This is a genomic window from Methanobrevibacter sp. UBA188 (genome assembly GCF_905234905.1).
Classification (GTDB): Archaea; Methanobacteriota; Methanobacteria; order Methanobacteriales; family Methanobacteriaceae; genus Methanocatella.
In genome coordinates this window covers 1-21,811 of the sequence record NZ_CAJOJM010000041.1, presented here as the reverse complement: position 1 = coordinate 21,811, position 21,811 = coordinate 1, and the positions used below count along the sequence as shown (strand labels likewise).

The 21,811-nt window shown below is 32.5% G+C and carries 5 protein-coding genes and 1 pseudogene; all 6 read right to left on the bottom strand.

Annotated features, from left to right (window positions below):
* Nucleotides 1-322, bottom strand: a 322-nt coding sequence (locus QZ143_RS07800) for a hypothetical protein (RefSeq protein ID WP_292882885.1), incomplete at its 3' end; no start/stop codon positions are given.
* A 270-nt stretch (nt 323-592) separates the two neighbouring features.
* On the bottom strand, nt 593-5,542 hold the full coding sequence (locus tag QZ143_RS07795) for an Ig-like domain repeat protein (protein WP_292882882.1): 4,950 nt from the start codon (nt 5,540-5,542) through the stop codon (nt 593-595).
* Between the two features lie 157 nt (nt 5,543-5,699).
* A complete protein-coding gene (locus QZ143_RS07790) occupies nt 5,700-7,298 on the bottom strand; it encodes an AarF/ABC1/UbiB kinase family protein (protein WP_292882879.1) in 1,599 nt (532 codons plus the stop codon).
* 326 nt (nt 7,299-7,624) lie between these two features.
* Nucleotides 7,625-12,541 carry a C1 family peptidase gene (locus QZ143_RS07785; protein ID WP_292882876.1) on the bottom strand — a complete coding sequence of 1,639 codons (4,917 nt, stop codon included), beginning with the start codon at nt 12,539-12,541 and terminating at the stop codon, nt 7,625-7,627.
* A 435-nt stretch (nt 12,542-12,976) separates the two neighbouring features.
* The gene (locus QZ143_RS07780) at nt 12,977-19,471 is read right to left on the bottom strand and encodes an Ig-like domain-containing protein (protein WP_292882873.1); all 6,495 of its coding nucleotides are present in this window, start codon (nt 19,469-19,471) and stop codon (nt 12,977-12,979) included.
* Nucleotides 19,472-19,513: 42 nt separating this feature from the next.
* Nucleotides 19,514-21,811 (bottom strand): annotated as a pseudogene (locus tag QZ143_RS07775) (adhesin); the annotation flags it as partial.

The window sequence follows — 21,811 nt, the reverse complement described above, 5'->3', positions numbered from 1 at the left end:
CATTAGATTTTCCATCCTTAAGAACTTTGTTTCCATTAAGCAATGTGACGTTTGTTGGTCCGTTTTCATATTGGTTTACAGTCACACTGGCATAATCCATGGAAGTAGTGTTCAGTTTTATGGTTTTGGATCCTACTCCCTCATCGGAAGTGTACTTTCCATCTACAGTTAAATCCAATCTCCATTTTCCGCTTGTATTTATTTGTAATGTATAATTGTCATCATCTGTAGTTTCAGATGAGCTGCTAACTGCAGTCACCATCATCAATGCACAAACAATTAAAAGTATTGCACCTAATATGCCAAATTTTTTGTAGTTCATAATACCACCAAACAAATTTTCATCGTAGTAATACTAAATTACACCTCATAGTATATAAACTATACAGTTAAATAATATAATACCCATTAAATTTAGTTATGCAAAATTTTTTAAAAGAAAATTAATTAAACTAACCAATATTTCAAATATATTCTGAATGATTAAAATTTATAACAAAGTTATAATTTCATGCATCCAGCATAAAATGAATTTTCGTCTAAAAAACTTGACAATATTCAAAATTAAAAAAAGAGTAGATGCAAAAAACATCTACTTAACTGTAATTTTAGGCTTAACAGTCTTGGAGTTATAGAATTTGCTGCCACCATACTTAACGATTGCAGTAAATTTACCTTTTTTAGTCAATTTAGTAATTTTAAAGGTTGCCTGACCCTTAGTATTAGTTTTAGCCGAATATGTTTTACCATTGACTTTTAAGGTAACTTTAGTGTTTTTCATAACCTTATTTAAGTTATTTTTTAAAGTTATTGTGTATTTTTTGATTTTTACTGATTTTTTGAATGTTTTTGCATTGGCAGTTAATTTTACTGTAGCCTTTTTAATTATCATTTTAGCAGAAATCTGTTTACAATTTTCAGAGGATATATAAACCGTGTACGTACCTGGATCAATACCCTTTGTTGAGAGTCTAAGGGCACCAGAACTTCCAGTATCCCCATAATAAACATAATACTTACCGCCAAATACCAATTTAATATAAATTTCTTTGCCAGGTATTGGTATTCCATCAGAGTCCATCAAATAAATCATCATATCCTTATTATAACCATAAACAACAGTAACATCATTTGCTGTTAAAATAGGTGTTGGGGCACGAATAGTAAAGCTAAAGTCCATTGTTGGAGCAGCATTGAAATTGGAATCTCCATCATAACTTACAACAAGATTATATGTCCCTTCTGCTGAATAAGGAGATACCAATGTTGCTTTTCCATTTGAAATAGTTGAGGTATATGTAATCATATCTCCATCAAATTTAAATTTGACATTACCAGTAACAGTATTTGGTGTCAATGTAGCAGTTATGATTATTTTTCCATCATTATTTTTACCGACATCCAATGTAAATGAAGAACTGGCTTTTGAAATGGATAATTTGAACTGTTTTTGTTCATTATTAACTGGATTGACAGCAGTAACAATATAATTGCCAGCATCCAAATTAACATTTGCAGTAGCAATACCATTATCGTTAGTAGTTGCAGTGAAGTCCCTGCCACCTACTTTAAAAGTAACCTTTTTATTAGCTAAAGCTTTGCCGTATGCATCTAAAAATGTTGCAGTGACTTTTGAGTTTAGATAAGTACCGCTAACATCACTAGCTGAAATTGTTGATTTGACAGTTATTTTAGAATTAACTGATTTTCCAAGATATTCAGATGTAACATAATAGGTTCCAGGAGCCCAATCAATATCAACATAAGCAAAACCATTACTGTTAGTTACAACAGTCTGACTACTACCATCGTGATAAAACCTAACATTAGCCCCACTTACAGCCCTACCACCATCGGTCACCTCAATTTTAAATTTAGAAGAACTTCCATAATATTTTGTTAAGTCAGAAGAAGATATTGCAACATTCTGTCCGGTTGAAACTGTAAATGATATGATGGATGACCTGTACGAATAAACATTGTTATCACCACCATATGTTACATATGCTTCATAATAACCGTCATCTAAATCCAACGCCAATGTTGCGTTTCGAAGTGATCTTGTGAAATTAGCATGATTTCCCCCAACTGTAAAAATCACGTTTCCAGTTGCAAAGCTAGGAACAAGACTTGCAGTCAAATTAACATTTTTTCCACTTTGGATTGAAGTTAGGAAAATTGTTGGATATGCTTTTTTAACAGTCAATTTAAATGTTTTTTCTTCACCATTAATCGGATTAATGGCTGTAACATCATAATTACCCACATTTAATTTAATATTGTATGTTGCAACACCATTGCTATCGGTTGTAACACCATATAAACGACCATCATATCTAAATTTAACGGCAGTATTTGAGAGTGCACTACCATCAATATTATAGAAGGTGGCTTTAAAATAGGAGCTGCCATAATCAGCAGTCAAATCATATGCATCAATAGTGGATTTAACAGTAATTTTAGAAGTAACTGATTTGGAAAGATATTGTGATGTAACATAATAGGTTCCAGGAGCCCAATCAATATCAACATAAGCAAAACCATTACTGTTAGTTACGACAGTCTGACTACTGCTACCACAAGTAAACTTAACGATAGCACCACCAACAACCCGTCCACCATCAGTCACCTTAATAGAGAATTTGGAAGAACTTCCATAATATTTAGTCAAATCAGGAGCGGAAATGGATATTTCACCAGACTGCGGAATTACATTGAAATTGAAATTCACGATATTGGAAGTATATAAATTATTTTTGTATTGTGCTGTTAAAGTGTGGGAGCCAACAGTAGTGAAATAAAGCCAAAAACTGGCAACACCATTTGAAACTGTTGCATAATAAGTCTTACCGTCAAGATTAACTGTGACCAAACCCCTATTTAACTGACTATTACTTAATTTGAAATTAACTTCAACCCCCTCATTGACATACATGCTGGTAAACTGATTGGCACTGAGTGTAACCTCAGTTAAAGCCAAAGGAGTGGTGAATGCTTTAATGCAAGCCACGTAAGGAGCTGTATAATAAGAATATAAATCCTCCCATCCATCACCTACATCCATATATGAAATGCCATCTTCGAAAGTTCCAAGGCTAGAATATCCTGAAAAAGCCAATGGAATATACTTATCACCAGAATTTAAAATTTCAATGCAGATTGAAAATTCATCACCTTTTGATAATGTTGTTTTGGTTTTGAATGGAATTGTGTAATATCCTGCGGGACTGTACCCCTCCTGAGTCAAAATCAAATTATTGCCTTTATAAAGAGTTACTCTATAATTAGTAGGCTGTTTAAAAACAGTGGAAAATGCAGATAGAATTTCATTGTCCTGTGCAACAAAGACATTCTTATATCTGAATACATCACTTTCAGAAATGGCATAATAATTAACACCATTCAGGTCATACTGATAGTTTCTGGAATAGCTTTCAGTGTCATTGAAGATATATGTATAAATATAATTATTTAATCTTGAATCTATATCTGCCAAGAGCTCCTTTTCATAAGAAATGTATACATATCCATCATCATCGGAATCTTCACCCCAACTGTTCTTAACTATCCAAACACCTTTAGCATAATTGCCAAAATAATCCTTATCATTGTAATTATCATTCCATCCAACAAGAGTAATACCATGATTGGATGTTTTCCAATATGTACCAGTCGCAACGGCACCATAATCCATTATTGCCTTTTTAATGGCATCATTATCATTTGTATCCTTTCTGGTTGGAAGGAAATAAACATTTTGAACATGTAAAAGAGGTGAATAAATATGGGACAATGTAGAATAGTCATCATAAACATCCAAAGCATCGTTGATTGGACCTAACCAATCAATAAAATAGCCAAATGCCATTGAATTAGTTCCACCACGATTAGTTTCTTCATCAATTCTTCCAACCAAAGAATACATTGTCATAAGGTTCTTAATGTTTTCTTCTGAAAAATCAAAAGTGATTCCAGTAGCTTTTTTAAGACAGATTTCCAATGTTGCAACGCTTGCAAAAGCCCAACAGTTTCCTCCATCCATCTGATCTTTTACTGAAGTAACATATCCATAATCCCTTGAATCATAAGATGATGGAATTGTGCTTTGAGATTCTGGAGAATAATTAATTATAGGGGCTATTACATTACTTCCAATATCAAACAATGTAGTATTGACAATTTTAACATTAGTCAAACCAGTATTCGCATTTTTTGTAATACTTGTAGTGGTTTTTGCAAAAACATACACATCATTTGAATTTACAAATACATTGCTGTTTAATGAAATGCAATCGGCAAGATAGCTGCAAATTGCACCACCATAAGCTGCAGAAGAACTTTTAAAATTGGAGTTGGTAACATAAAGATTATTATACATATTGAAAATAGATCCACCACAATTTGCAGTGTTATTTTGGAAATTAGAACCTTCAACAGTAGAATATATACTTAATGCACAGATTGCACCACCAAAATCTGCAATCCCATTTGTAAAACTGGATTTTGAAACATCTATACGCCCATTTTTCGCATAGACTGCACCACCTGAATCAGTTAGAGACCAATAATTTAAAAAATTACAGTTTCCTATTGTTGAATTGGTTAATATTGAAGCAATTGCCCCTCCGAAACTGTATGCTTGAGATGTTGTGAATGTGGAATCAGACAAATAAATATTTCCTTCTTCAGTATAAATTGCACCACCATATTTGGCATTGCTTTTTGTAAATGAAGATTTTGAAACTGTTATATTTGATTTTAAACTATAAATTGCACCACCAGATCTATTTGACAATGAATTAGAAAAGATACAATTGGTAATCACAATATTAGTGTAGTTTGCAGCAATGGCCCCACCATGCTTTGCATGATTTGTATCAAAATAACAGTTATTGAGATTTATATTACATGCATACCATGTTGACGGATTACTGAATATTGCTCCACCAGATCCATAAGCAGTAAATGCAGAACTATCTGGATCATAATCACATTTTGAATTTACGAAAGCCACATTCTCTGCATTTAAATCCCCTTGATTTATAATATGGCCATAATCAAATGTCATATCCTTTAAAACTAAACTTGAACCTGATGAAATGGTCAAATCAAAGTAATAATCAGTACCGCGAATAATCGTATTTTCCCTGCTTTGTCCGATGAAAACTGTTTTCGATGAAATCTTTCCGGAACCCTCATAATCATAAACACCATCTGCAAAGTAAGCAGTCATGCCGGAGGTTATTCTGGAATCCTTCAAGACCTTATATGGACTTGCTTGTGTACCGTCACCATCACTTCTTGCAGATGCATCAAAATAAACCGTTTGACCAGCAGTCAATGAATCAGAATCAATGTCAGCAAGTCCTCTTCCCTCACTTGACTCACTGAGCGAAACATCCGAAGTGTTTTGTACCTCCACTTCCAAATTATTACCATCATAACTATATGCATCATCAGTCGAATTAGAGTCACTTGCACTAACTGATGAAATAGCAATTATGAATATAATTAAAGCGAAAATTAATTTTTTGTTAAACATAATACTATATTTATTTTAATGATAATATAAGTTATGTAAAGTGATTGCTTTAAGTTAGGTTATTTTGTCAAGGAAATATGTGAGATTTTTCCAAAATATGAAAATATAAAAAAAAGTTATTTTCAAGAAAAATATCTTGAAAATTTAAAAATTGAATCTATTTTAAAACAAATTTCTTAATTCCAATAATGCTTAAGATTATTGCTATCAAATATCCAATTAAAGAAATCAAAGGCATATCATATACCATCGGTCCAAATGAAACAACTGAAGAACCGATTATAAGTGCTGATACCAATGCAATTATTGAAACCTTATCGGTAATGTCAACTTCTAACCTGAACTGCAATTCGTTTTCTTCGATTTTGTGAATTGTTCTTGTAAGAAGCTTTGGCAAACCTCTAATCATGTGTTCATATAAGATTAGATTGCTTTTTTTGCTTTTAAGATATTTTTTAGGGTTAAGTCTCTCTCTTGCGATTTGTTTTGCAACCGGTTTGATTAATGCGAAAACATCGATTTCAGGATCCAAGTTTTGTGCAGCAGCTTCAATCATTGATAGGCCTCTTGCCATGGTAACCACTTCATTAGGAAGAATAACACCATAATCCTGCATAAGGCTAAGCAATTCTTCTAAAACTCCATTGAACCTATTGAGTTCAACACCGAAATATCTTCCAAACAAGTCAGTCAAGTCCCTTTTAAGAACTCTTGTGTCAACATCATAATCCAATATGTCCATGTACATCAATTGATTTATCAGACCGTCAATGTCCTGGTCAACAAATAAAATCATGACTTCAGAAAGGTTTCTTTTAAAATCTTCATCAAAGATACCCATCATTCCCAAATCAAGATAACATATGACATTATTCTCTAAAATCATGATATTACCAGGGTGAGGGTCTCCATGGAAAAATCCGTCAATAAATAATTGCTGAAGATATGAATCAAGAAGATTTTTTGCTAAAAGTTTCTTATCAAATTCTTCGCTATCGCTTTCATAAACATCAGATAATTTAGCTCCGTCAATGAATTCCATTGTCAAAACTTTTGATGAACAATATTTTGGATAAGATTCGGGAATGTGAATATTGGGATTATCTGTAAAATTTAATTCAATGCGTTGCATATTCATGAATTCATTGTTATAATCTATTTCCTTGTGAATTGTACGGTCAAATTCATCCATGATTCCAGGCAGGTTTAACTTTTTAAGATCTGAATTCCATTTGTCTGCACGGTTGGCAATGAATTTCATAATTTTTAAATCAAGGTCAATTTTATCAGTAATTCCTTCTTTTTGGACTTTAATTGCAACCCTTTCACCGGTGATTAATTTTGCTTCATGAACCTGACCGATTGATGCAGTCGCCAATTCCTCATGAGAAAAGCTTTCAAACAATTCATCAATATTACCGTTAAGTTCTCTTTCAACTATTGACTTAACTTCCTCATAGCTTATTGCTGGATTGTCATCCTGCAGATTGGCAAGTTCATTTGCAATATCATCTCCAACCACATCCGGCCTTGTACTTAAAAGTTGGCCTAATTTGATAAATGTGGTTCCCAGTTCCTGAAGCATCAACCTTAATTTTACAGGAACATCATCTTCCAATAATAGATTATCCTCTGGTTCGTCATTTTTGATTGGTTTAAGTTTATTTTTTGCAGATTGGCCTAAAATTTTATCAAAGCCATATTTTTTTAAAGCTGCTCTAATTTCACCCAAACGCTCTTTTGTTTCCTTATCCATAATACCACATATTTATTTCATTAAATAAATTTAAATTATCAAAAAATAATTTAAGCAACATTTAATATTATGAAAATTAATCATAATAAACTTTAATGAAAATAACTGAAATTTGAGTGTCATTTTACAGATTATACAAAATTATAATCAAATCAATTAAAAATTAGCAATTTCCGAATTCGCAAGTACTTGTTCATCAAAACCAGCATACCAATATAAAAGTGTCATATATACCATTCATTAATGTATTCAACAATCCATCGATTTTTAGCTTTTCCAATGCTTTTGAAACGTATTCTTCTTCACAAGTACAATATCATCAATGACTATTTTGTAACTTTTACCCAATTTTTAACTGTAAGTTTGCCATAGCTTGTTACGACATTATATTTTCCTACCTTAATGTTTTTATTAATAGTCAATTTTGCGATTCCTTTTGAATTTGTTTTAACTTTGTAGGTTTTACCTTTGAACTTAATGGTCGCTATTTTAGATTTTAAAATTTTACCATTGCTATTTAATAGTTTTACAGTGAATTTGGCTGTTTTTGATTTCTTTTTGGATAAGTTTTTAGTTATTATTGTTGTTTTGATTACAACTTTGTTGGATACCTTAAATCCATTGTATGAAGCAGTTATTGTATATTTATTCGGTTTTTGTGTAAGCTTTAATGTTGCAATTCCATTTTTATTTGTCTTTACATTGTAAGTTTTGCCGCCGACTGTTATTTTAACGTATACATCACTTGCAATATCACCATCATCGTTTAAAACACGTACCTGATAGTTTTTAGACCCCAAATAATATTTTGAAATATCGCTATTGCCACTAAGTCTTGGAACAACATTGATTGTTTTAGTTATGTTTTCACCATTCCAATTGTTTATGATAGTTAATTTGTACTCTCCAGCCTTTTCAAGGATGTTAATGTATGCAAAGCCATTTTCATCAGTTTTAACATCATATAAAACACCATTTAAAATGAATGTTGCATCGGAAGTATTCAACAACTTAATTGCATATTTGGAATTGTATGTTTTAGTTAATGAGTCATTTTCAATGATTGTTGTTTTAATGCGTATTGTTGAATTTGCAGTTGAGCCGAAGTAATTTTTATTACCAGAATAGCTAATGGCCACCGCATAATCTCCACAGGACAAATTGAAAGTTATTGAAGATTGTCCATTTGAATCTGTGAGTATTTTATATACATTGCCTGCAATCTCAACTTCAATCCATTGATTAGCAACCGCATTTCCATCAATATCCTTTAATGTTACATCATATTGATTGTTTTTCTGATACAGCAATGTCAATTCGCTTGCAATAATTTCTGTTTTTTTAACGTCAATTGCAAAGGAGTCGATGACATTTTCAAATGCATAATCATCATTGGCATTCTCCAAGGACACATTGACATTATAGATTCCATTTGAAAGATTATTCAAATAGATTATCTCACCGAATTGAGTAATGTCATTGACCTTTACTACAACAGTATCATTAACTGCTTTTGATAAATAAACTTTTAAAACAGCAGAATTCTGATAAACATCATATTCAAGACTTAAAACAACTCTTGATTTAATTTTAACCCTTGAAGTTAAAGCAGAATCAAAATAATTGTCATTTCCATTGAATTGTATGCTCAATTCATGCTCACCAGCAGTTAAATTCAAATGGATATAAGCAAAACCGTCATCATCAGTATACTTGGTATAAACATTATCGCCTAAAGTGAATATCAATAGCTCATTGGACAACGGGTTTGAATTACTGTCCATCAAACAAGCACTGATTATGGTTACTTCATCATCCACACCAGTAACATTGCTTAAAATAATCTGGGTTTCATATGAAACATCATCCAACACATAACTGTCATTCAGCAATACATCGACATAATAGGCACCATTTTTCAAATCAAATAAATTTAAAATTGCATTGCCGTTTCTGACATCAACAAGATAAATTTCATTGTTAATCATGACTTTTGCAGTGGCATTTATAGGTTTTGAAAATTCAAATGTGAAATTTGCATTATTCTGGTATTTTCTGATTTCAACATTGCCGTCGAGCTTGCATTTCACAAATATATTGAATGAAGTAGAATTTTTAAAATGATCATTATCACCTTTGAAATCAACATATAACAAATAATTTCCACTTTTAAGGGAAATTGGAACTTGAATTAAACCATTTTCATCACTTGTTAAATCAAATGTTTCATTTAAAGTAACTGTTACTGTCTTATTTGAAAGAGGATTTCCTTTCTCATCAACCACAGTAATATTATATAATACATCATCCTCATCTGTTGTAGTTAAATCAGATGCAATGAAACTTACATTTCTGATGTCTACAACAAATGAGTCATTTAAATCAACCTGCCAACAGGATTCCTCATCCAAAATACTGACACTGACATTATAAATTCCATTAGACAAATTATTTAGATTTAATGCATCATCCAAGAATACTTCATAGACATCATCATTTATTTTGACTGTTAAAGTCACATTTGCATCAATTAAACTTTTAAAGTCAATTGAAACATTATTTAATTCGCGTGAAACATTTAAAACTAGTGGAAGATTTGATTTTGGAACCTTGAATGATACACTATCATTTGATGATATATAACCGGTTGCATCAAATAAAGCTGAAATAACAATATTTATTTGGTTTAAGAAAGTGCTAAGACTAGCAATTCCATTTTTAACAGGCAAATTATAAACATTTCCATTTATATTTAATGCAACAGTACCTGATTTTAATGGGTTTGAGTATTGATCTAAAACTTCTACGGTAACATTAATGTTTTTTGCTTCATCAATTGTATATGAAATAGTTGAAGTGGTATTTATTGGGTTTAAAATAGTAAATGCTTTAATACATGCAACTTGAGATTCGTACCAGTGAGTTGAGTATTTAAATGACAAATCATATAAATCAAGCCATTTAACACCATCATAACTGACAAAAGAAACATTTGGAGAATAAGCCAAATTATTTAAGGAATATATTTCTGAAATCGGGAAACTTGCCTCCCCATCAACACTTATCTTGAACATCACTTCAAAAAGGTCTCCTGTTTTTAATGGAACCAAATTATCAAGATTTATTGTATAATAACCCGGATTGGACACACCAGACTGAATGTGTTGCAATATGCTGTTTACATAAATTGAAACTGTCCAGTTAGTTACCTTTTCAAAGTATGTTGAAACTGAAGCCAAATATTCGTCATCAGTTGCCCTGAATGCATTTTCATACCAAACGGTACTGTATGAGTTAAGAAAATAATCTGTCATTCCTGCAATGTCATATTGGTAATTTTTATCAAGACGAATTGTATCGTTCAATACGATAGCAAATGAAACATCCCAAAGTCCAGGCTGTGCAAGTCTAGTATCATAATATGACACATAAAAATATCCATTATTTCCCCAACCAGATCCCCAGCTGTTTTTAACAATCCATGCCCCATCACCCTCAGGCGTATGAGCAAAATTGTTTTTTGAAAAGTTGTCATCCCATCCGACGATTGTTACTGCATGATTTGGACTGTCAGAAGTCTTATAATAGTAATAGGCATTCTTAGAGTTGAGATATCCACCCATATACATGGTTGTTCCAACAGCACCATATTGCATTATCGCACGTTTAATGGCATCATTGTCTGTATAGTTAGCCCTATATAAAAATATAATATTTTGAACATGGCCAATACTGTTTAAGATGCCTGACAAATGAGAATTATCATCAAACAAGTCATCACTTTCCAAAACAGGACCTAACCAACTTGTAAGATAACCCCAACCCATCTTGTCATATCCTCCATCATTGGTGTTCATATTCCAGCCATAATCGGAGTACAACGCCATCAGATTTTTCATGTTCTCTTCGGACAAATCGAGAGCATCACCAGATGCCTTTAAAATACATGATTCCATAACAGCAATCGGAGCGAATGCCCAACAGTTTCCACTGGTTTGCTGATCCTTTACAGGAGTGACTAATTTTTCATCAATCAAACTGTAATAACTTGGCAATACATCAATTTGAGTGGAGTTAACCTTATACATAGTATAATTACCGCTTCCAATAGTCAAATCAAGTGAATCAGAAATATGGATATCAGCATCCAAAAGCGCATGGTTATGTGAAAATGAATTTAGACTTTCTGTCAAATTGCACAAGAATATATAGGCAGCTCCTCCCGAAATTAATGCACCATTATAGCTAAAAGCATTGTTTATGATTGTACACTTATCGGAATTGTCGATAAATAAAGCCCCACCGTCTCTTGCAGTGTTGTTAGTAAATTCAGAATCATTTAATGAAAATTCACCATAAATATTATAAATAGCCCCACCTGAAAATTGGGCATGGTTGTTGTTGGCTTTAATGTTTGAAAGCACTGAATTGGTTTTAAGAAGACATAATGCTGATCCGAAAGTTGAATTGGAGTTTTCAATTTGAATGTCACTTGCTGAAAGTGATGATGTTTTTAGATAAACTGCACCACCAGCATCCTTTTTTGAAGAGGAATTTGAAAATTTGGAATTGGATATTCTTACATTTGTATTTATACCTGCAATTGCACCTCCAAAGTTAAATGAAGAGCAATTGATAAACTCTGAGTTATCAATAAATAATTTACCTCCATCCTGATAGATTGCACCACCATATTCAGTATAGGCATTTAAAAAAGTACAATTATCGATTGTTACAAATGCATTGGAATTGCTTGAGTAGATTGCACCACCATAACAGTTATTATATCTGTTTGAATTATATCCCCTACCATCCTCTAAAATAACATTCTTTAAAATTAAATTAGCACTATTTCTGATTGTCAGTTTTGATAAAGTGAGATTTTCCACATTTAAGTTCTTTGAAACAACAAAAGCAACACCAGAATATATGATAGATGTATTCTGACTATTTGAACCATAAATACTAACATTATTAATGTTTGCAGGTTTATCGAGTAGATACTCCCCATCATTTAAATAAATATTCGAATTGTCCCTTATTCTATCTGATTTCAAATATTTATATGGATTTTCCAAAGATCCGTTTCCATTATCATTTTCACAGGAAGCATCAAAATAGTAACTATTTTCATTACTGGATACTGCACCGCCATCCAATAATGTCTGATTATCGCTTGCAAATGAAAATGGAATAATCAACAAACATGCAAACAGGATTGCTATTAAATATTTATAGTTCATAAAAATTCACCAGTCTAAATATATTTGTTTTAACTATTTAAAATAAATTATGCTATTATAAATTAGGCGATTATTTAACTTAAAACAAAATTTGAATTTTACTAAAAACAACTAGAATATACAAAATATACGACACCAACATTTACAATACCAAAATAAACAATAGACAAAAGCATTATTAATTTTTAGGCATGCTAAAATAACTAAATATTTAAATAAAGCATTTTTAATAATATTAATTGTAACACTCGTGTTACTGAAAAAATTTTTTTAGTTTAAGTCTAGGGAATCATTTTCCCTGACTTCACTGTATGTTTAACATTTAAAATTTCAAAAAATAACTTAAATGGAAAAAACAACAAAACTGGTTAATAAAACACCACTGAAACATTTAATTTACTATTTTAATTAATCATAAATTGTAAATTTTGAAAGTTATTTTTTAACGATGATTTTGTTTGTTATTCTGGATTTACCATAACTTGATTTAACTATATACTTCCCCACTTTCAATTTCAATTTCAAAACGGCAAGTCCTTTTTTATTAGTTTTAACCTTATATGATTTACCTTTGATTTTAAATGTAATTTTTTTACCCTTCAATGGCTTAGCATTTTTATTAACCAACTTGGCTTTAAATTTCGCCACTTTTGATTTTTTGACAACAATATTTTTAGCGCTCAAAAGTGATTTCACGGTTATCTTATTGGATACCTTATACCCATTATAGCCAGCAGTTATAGTATATTTTCCAACATTTAATTTTAACTTCAACGAAGCGATTCCTTTTTTATTTGTTTTAACCTTATATGTTTTGCCATTGACATTAAATTTAACTATTTTTCCCGAACCGACTACTTTGCCATCATTTCCAATGATTTTTACAGTATATGATTTGATTGAGCCATAATACATGACAATATTTTTGTTTTGAACAATAGATGGTAAAATGTTAACTGTATTTTCAACATAGTCCTTGGTTAAAGGATTTAAAGCAGTCACAAGATAGCTATCAGGTTTCAGATTCATTTTAAGTTTAACTACACCCCGAGAATCTGTTTTTTCAACATATTTCAATCCATTTATTACAATATCCACATTTCTGTTTTTTAACGGTTTTCCAGTCTTATCTACAAATGAAGCGACATAATAAGATCCATTATTGAATACTTTAGTTAGACCATCTGCAACAACAGTCGGAAGAACAGTTAGCTTATATGCTACTGACAAACCGTCGTAAGGGTTTGTAAAAGAGATTATGTGTTCACCAGGTTCCAGATTTAAATCAAAGTAAAATACATTACCGTTTAATATCGCATGATAATTTTTAGAATCGACATTGATAATGAATGAGACATTATTGATTGGATTTCCCTGACCGTCCAAGAAGGTTACGTTAAGATATGGGCTGTCAGAGTAGTATTTTACACTATCCTGGCCAACAACAGTTGAAAGAACTGTGATATTAGTTTTATCAAATGAATTTTGAGAAGCATCACTTCCATAATAATAACATTCCACATCATAAAATCCTGGCTTTAACTCAATATTCAATGTAATCCAGCCTTTTGAATCTGTTGTGCAGTTATAATACACACCATCAAGCAGGATGGATATTGTTTTGCCTGGAAGAGGATTATTATCATTATCCAAAAGTATTGCATGAAATTGAGTTCCATTCCTATAATATTTAACTAATTTTTGAGCATGCAACTGTGTAGATAAGCCTGATATGAAAACTTTAGCTGATACTTTAGATTCCTTGAATATTTCATTACCCTCGAAGGCAGCCCTAATCAAATATGAATTAGGAGATAATCCTATATTCAGATATGCTCTTCCCATATCATCTGTTTTTGATAGATATTGTTTATTGTTTATCATGAATTTGATGCTGGCATTCTTAATTAATGTTCCATTCATGTCACTCAATACAACATAAAACTTGGAAGAGTCAGACAGCTGAGTTTCACCAACATATAAAATTGTTTTAACCTTATTGTCTTTTGACTCAATTGTAATGGTTTTTGTATTTGAACTTCCCAAATAAAAGTTATTTCCCGGGAAAGATACTTTAACAAGGTATTGTCCACTATCCAAATCCAAATCAAAACTTGCACGACCAGCTTCATCAGTTAATGCAGATTTAAACAATACCATATTACCTTCGAATGTCAATAATTGAAGTGATATTTGTGAAGAAGCAATTCCATTATCCAAGCTATCCTTAAGATTAACGACATAATTTAATGTTTGACTGTCAAAACCTATTGCATCAGAAGATATCAATGTTGAAGGAGTTTTATCAGAATCGACTACTAAAATACGTGATTGAGATGAGGAAGCGATATAATTTGGATTATCAAAAGAGTATTTGATTATGTATTCTCCAACATCCAAATCAAGTATCAATTTGGCAATGCCTTCATCATTGGTTGTCAGATTATACTTAACTTCTCCGATGTTTGCGTTTATTTGCATATTTTTAATCGGATTATTGTTCACATCCCTTAAAAATATCTCAAAAATTCGAGAATCCTTTTTATTCATTATCAAATCGTTGGCAAATATTGTAGTAGGAGTTTTAAACACACTTATTTTACTAAACCCTTCGCCAAATATGTTATAATAGCTATTTGAATATTTATAGTTGACATCATATTCACCAGGATTTAAATTGATCTGCAATCTTGCAAGGCCAAATACGTCAGTATATACAGAATATGCTTTTTGCCATCCTCCTGAAGAAATTGTAACAAGAATTTCCTTGCCATACTGAGTATATGCATTCGGATCGTTGAAATTAATCATGAAAAATTTATCTTCCCCATAATACTGTACCAAATCGCTTGCATTTATCTGAATATTTTGCAGTACAGCATCTTTTGTTATGATTACTGTTGCACCACTTGAAGAATCGGCATACCAGTCGTTTCCACCATATTCCATTGTTGCAAGGTAATTTCCTTCAGCCAAATCAATAATGAATGATGCTTCACCATTTCCATCAGTATTTGCAACATAACTTTTTATTAATTTTCCCTGATACATGTTTAGGACTACAGACTGATTGATTAAACGACGTCCATTCATATCTGTTAAAACAACATTATATAAACCATTTAATGGAATTTTTACATGATAGAATCCGGAAACAATAGTTAAAACTTTTTCCACATTTATTACAGATGAAGCCTGTGAAGGACCATACAACTCATCACCAACAAATCTGACATGGACATCATAAGTTCCGGGAAGATAATTAATCGCCAAACTCGCAACACCATCATCATTTGTCTTTATTGTGAATTTATCAGAGGCATTACCTTGGGAAATCTCCACATAAACATTTTCTCCTCGAATTAGAGTACCATAGCCATCCCTTAAAGTAATATTATAAATATTGCCCTGACCATATAAGGTAACGTTTTCTGCTGTGATGTTTGACCTTACCGGATAGATTGCAATATTCACCATACATGAACTTGGCAGATACCACCCATTACCTAAATACTCACATTTAACGCTATATTGGCCGACATCCAAGTTTAACATCACTTCGCCGATACCATAAGAGTCAGTGTTTACGCTGATTGATTTCGAATTGCCTTTTGAATCTGTTATGGTGTATGTTAAAGTCAAATTAACCAGTTTTATTCCATTTTCTCCAGTTAAGAATGCTTGAAACTTATTGTTTTTACCATAATATGTGTGATTGTATGCATTAATGTAAGTTATTGAAGGCAAAATCTCTATTTTTGCACTTGCCTCACATTTATCGAAAAATCCGTTTCCTAAAAATTTAACATTAGCAGTGTAAATTCCAATCGGATAATCCACATTGAACTCGGCAAAACCTTTTTCATCAGTCTTTATGGTAAAAGTGGAACTTTTATTGTTTTTATCAATTATTTCGACTACCAGATTTTGATTAGATATCCTGTACCCATTTACATTGATTAAAGTTAGATTAAATTTATTTTGATTGCCTTTAAGAGCAATATCTTCCATCACTATACGAGTGTTTGCATTTCTAACATCAACATCCAAAATTTGATTATCAATTTGAGCATATGCTTTAAAATCGGAGGCATATCTGTCATAATCAAGATTTGCATAAGCAGAACCGTTTATCAACAAAGCAATCTCAGGAGAAATGCTACCGCCTTCAACTGAGAATCTGACCAAACGCTCAGGCATGTTGTGGTTTAAAAGATATGTGCTTGAATTAGCCCTAATGTGGTTTAAGCCAGCCCTGATTTCACTGCTTGAAACATATTCCAATGTCATTATCACCCAATCATTCAATGTCAATGTGCCCAGAAACTTGAATATTCTATCTGACCCAGGTTTTTGATTATCTCCCCACCAGTTGGTTGAATAATCAACATCCCCATCGTATGAATAAATATCATCACCTTCATATTCCGCAGTATTATTAAAAAATACGGAATAGTGAATCTCTTTTGTATCTGAAACTGCACCGCCGAATGCAGCCTTGTTTTTAATGAATACTGAATTCAATATCAAATCTGCACTGGCTATTCCCTCACCAATATAAGCTCCGGAACCTTCACGATACAAATTGACATTTCCCATGAATAATGAATTATTAATCAATGACGCTTTAACAAATATTCCTCCCCCTGATGATTTTCCGGAGTTATTAATGAATCTGGAATTATTTACGCTATCGGCAATGAGAATTGAACCTTCATTATCTATAAAAGAACAGTTATTGACAAATCCATGAAAAGAATCATGAATTTCCCATATCTGCAATCCTATACCATTGCTTGAATAGTAGTTGTTCATTTCTCTAAATACGTTGCCTACAAATGTTGAATTTTCAATATAAGCGTAAACGTCATAGCTTACACCATCAGATATTGTAGCGCCCAGAAGGGGACTTGATGAATATGTCATTGGACGCAAATTAACAATTCCCATAACATTATTCCTAAACAATGAATTGTAAATTTCAATGGATTTTGTAACTGGGAACAGACAGTTATAGCTTTCAACACCACTTCTATGGTAAAATGCAGAGAATTTTTCAAAAATTGAGTTGTTTACTGTTAAAACTGGATTGCCTGATACGGCTGAGCCGATAATATCACTGAAGATTGAATCGACAATATTGACTTTAGCAAAGCCAGATGCATATATCACCTCAGGAACAGAGATTGAAGTGAAGGAGCAGTTTATGACATCTAACTTGCCTCCACTAACAACAATTAGAACATCTGAGTATGCCCTGTCCACAACTGTAAATTTGATGTTTTTGATGCATAGACTTCCCCATGACTTAACATCAAATATATTGTATGAGTTTGCCCTTTGCAGAACTACATTATCACCCAAACCAACAACAGTCAAGTCTTTTTCAATGCTTAAACCACAATTTGCAATATTTTTATGCAATCCAGGAAGCATACAAATTGTATTTCCATTGCCGGCTTTAGAAAATGCATAAGCCAATGTTAAGAATGGTTTTTCATAGCTTCCATCTTCAGGTCCGTCGTGACCGTCAGGAGATACGAAATAGGTATATTGGGACAATCCTTTTCCAATAGTGAGTGTTAACCTTTGTGAATCAATAATGGCAAAGACATTTGAATCTAAAGTATTGTCAACAAGATAATTGTTAACTGAGCCATTGATTTTAAGTGAAGAATACATGAATTTACCATTTTGTGACTCAAAACTAACGGTTCTTTGTGGAATATACTCGTTGACACCGAATTCATAGATATTGTTGCCATCACACCATTTATTTAAGGAGACTGTGAATTCCTGTGAAGGGTTGATTGGAATTTCATCTGCAGGATATTCAAAACTTGCAATAGCCCACAAGGAAGTATTGTAATTTTTAAAGTATGAAATTGCCGGACCTCTATTTGATCCCCACCAGTTATATGGCGCGTATAAACTTCCAAGCAGTCCGCCACCGGAAATGCTTCCCAAAATTGCAGAATAAGTGATATTTAAATTTGAAGCACCCGATGAAATATCTACATCAAATATTGAGTGTATTGCAGTAAAATTTGAATTGAATACTGGTAAAATTGAAATATCCTTGGCAAAACTACTTTCAGATATTGTGACATTAGCATTATTGAACCTATTCCTGCCGCTAAATTTGGAATTAAATATATTAACAACTGCACCATCCACATCCAAATCAGATATTGTGGAATTGACAATTGAGATTTTAGCCTGTTTGAAAGAATCTTCATCAAATTGATTGTTGGAATTTATCAGAGTTACCTGTGAAGATAGTATTTTTAAAATATTAAAGTTGTAAACACCGTTTTCAACACCTGATGACTTATATGGATTATCCAATACCTTAGAGTTTATTATGGTACAATTTCCAATATTTGTAATTAGTTGAGCCATATTTTTTGAAGTTGAATCAGACATTTTTGAATTTTGTATACATAATTCACCTTCATTGTAAATAGCGCCCATTACAGTATTCATTTTAATAAATGAAGAGTTTATAATTGTCAAATTACCCTTATTGTTTATAGCACCCAACTGGATATAGTCTTTGGCATATGCATTTGCAAACTTAATGTTATTTAGGATAAGCCTGCATCCCGAATTGATTTTAAAAAATGCATTTTTATTTTCACCATCAATTGTTACGCCCCCATCAAATGATTCTATTGTTAAATCCTTATCTATAACAATTCCAGTGTTTGATGAACCTTTATATATACCCTTTTTTAAAATGACATGAGAATTGTTGCCGGCGTTATCTACTGCAACAGATATTGAAGAAAATGGTGACATTTCACTTCCATTTCCATTTTCATCAACCGTTGAATCAACATAAAGCATTTGATTATCCTGTTGCATATCCACAGTAGAATTATCGACAGCACTAACGCATGCCAAAGTAGATATTACAACAAAAATCATTAAAAATGAAAAAATAAATTTCTTATTAATTAAAAACACCACCTAATATTCTTCCTCTTTTTCATTGCGCTTATAGCCTACAATCAATAAAAATAATGTTATAAATGTTATTATTAAGAATTTAATCATTGAATTTTCATCTTTCACTACTTCTTCTAGTTCTTTGACTTCATATGATTTGGACACACTTTCAGCACCAGTTGATGAACTTCCACCTTCGCCTTGAGAACCACTTTGAGCAGAAGAAGCTGAAGCTGCTGAATTAGCAGTCATTCCAATTGATGCAAAGTTTGGATTATATGTGGAACTGTTGGATTTGCTTAAACTGTCAGTGTTCACATTACCGTTGGCATTGGAGTTATGTTGAGAGTTTGAATTGGCATTTGCCACCCCATTAATATTCTGACCTGAATATCCTCTTCCGCCAAGTGAGGAAAACAATCCATTATGATTATTCCCGATTCCATTATATCCAGGGTTAGATCCGTCGCCATCACCATTATAAGAAGGCCAATTTCCCCTTCCACCAATTGTTGTTCCTGTTGATGCACTTGAACCTGTATTTGATGAACCAGTGTGCTTTGCATCATCTTTAGGGTCTGGGTTAATTATAGGATTGGTATTCTTGCCATCATCATCTTTGGATGAATCGTCTCCATTGGATACTGGTGTATCCCATCTGATCCATTGCCCATACCATGGCCTGAACTGGTTATTGCTTACTGACCATACTGAATCGTCAGGTCCTGCAAATCCGCTTGGGGTTCGTCCCCAATAGTTGTATCTCATGTCAAATGCATTGCTGCTAGTACTTGTGTAGACTGTACTTGAAGCTGGAGCAAAATTGTCCACAATATTTGAATCACGGATAGAGACATTTCCAGAACCGAAACTAAATGCCCCACCTTTTGTCAATGCCCTATTTCCAGATATTGTTGAATTGTAAATGTTGAAATTATTCTGAATGTGTCCATAATATACGGAGGAGTCGTATTCTATCGCTCCGCCATAACTGGCTGAATTGTTTGAAATGATTGACCTCATTATTAAGAAATTATCGGAAATATCGAATGCCCCTCCGCTAATACCTGCAGTATTATCGGTGAATATTGAATCTAGAATTTTACCATCTTTTGCTCTTGCCTGCATTGCACCACCATTTTGAATGGCCTGATTGAAGTAGAATTCACTACCCAAGACATACAATTTATTATAATTTCCCAATATTGCGCCACCATGATATCCTGTGGAGAACTGGAAATAATTCAAATTGTTTGAGCCATTTGAGTATCTAGTGTCATTGGCCCTATTGTTGAAAAATGTAGAATTCCTTAATTCAAGACTTGGTGAGGATTTACCATCATAAGATGCAATAGCTCCACCAGTTCTTGCAGAATTTGAAATGAATTCTGAATTTTCAATTAAAATATCATTATTTGCATAAATTACCCCACCTACGCCTGTAGCCAATTCGCATGCTGATCCACGTTGGTGGTGATTTCCTTCATCAATGCTCCAACTTGTTGTGTATAATCTTATTGCACAGTAGTCAATGCTTGTTAATGCAACATTATTGTTGAATATGGAATCTTTAATATTCATTGGAGTTGTAGTGTTTGAAAATATCACCCCTCCATGAACTCCAGTGTTACTGTCAAATAAACTGGATTCTATAGATGTTTTTCCGAAATCGGCTATGACTCCACCCCAATGACCTAAATTATTTGAAAATACTGTAGAATTAATGACTAGTTCTCCCCTGTTTAAAATAACTCCACCCATACCTGTTCTCCTGCAGTCAACTGTGTATGCTGTTTTTAAACCTCCATCATCATAGATTACATCCCTATCGAAAACAGGGTTTGAATTGTCAAAATATGAACTGGAATTGAAAATGCATGAGTTGTTGACAAGCAATTTACCATTGTTGATAAATACGGAACCTCCTTCAACGTTGTGAGCATCCCTAATAATGAATCCAGATATTGTAAATGATGAATGCTCGGATATGTTAAATAGCTGATTGTTTCCGCAATCTATCGCTGATTTACCGCCCAAACTAATGAGAGTTAAGTTTTTATTGATAAAAATATTTGATTCATTGTAATTTCCATATGAAACATAAATTATTGAGTGGTTTAGAGCATTCTCAATAGCTTTAGAAATTGTCTGATAAGGATTTGATTCACTACCGTCACCAGCCACATCACTTCCATTAGCTGAAACGAAAACATCCCGAGGAGTATTTAAATCAACCATATCAAATTCTGCATTAACAGCCTCATCGGCATATCTTAAACCATTTGCACTAATCAGATAATTTTTAACAACTTTGTTGTC

What these genes read in the sequence shown, in the direction of transcription:
- QZ143_RS07785 (WP_292882876.1), bottom strand. Translation starts at nt 12,541, where the DNA reads ATGAACTATAAATATTTAATAGCAATCCTGTTTGCATGTTTGTTGATT.
- QZ143_RS07780 (WP_292882873.1), bottom strand. Translation starts at nt 19,471, where the DNA reads ATGATTTTTGTTGTAATATCTACTTTGGCATGCGTTAGTGCTGTCGAT.
- QZ143_RS07795 (WP_292882882.1), bottom strand. Translation starts at nt 5,542, where the DNA reads ATGTTTAACAAAAAATTAATTTTCGCTTTAATTATATTCATAATTGCT.
- QZ143_RS07790 (WP_292882879.1), bottom strand. Translation starts at nt 7,298, where the DNA reads ATGGATAAGGAAACAAAAGAGCGTTTGGGTGAAATTAGAGCAGCTTTA.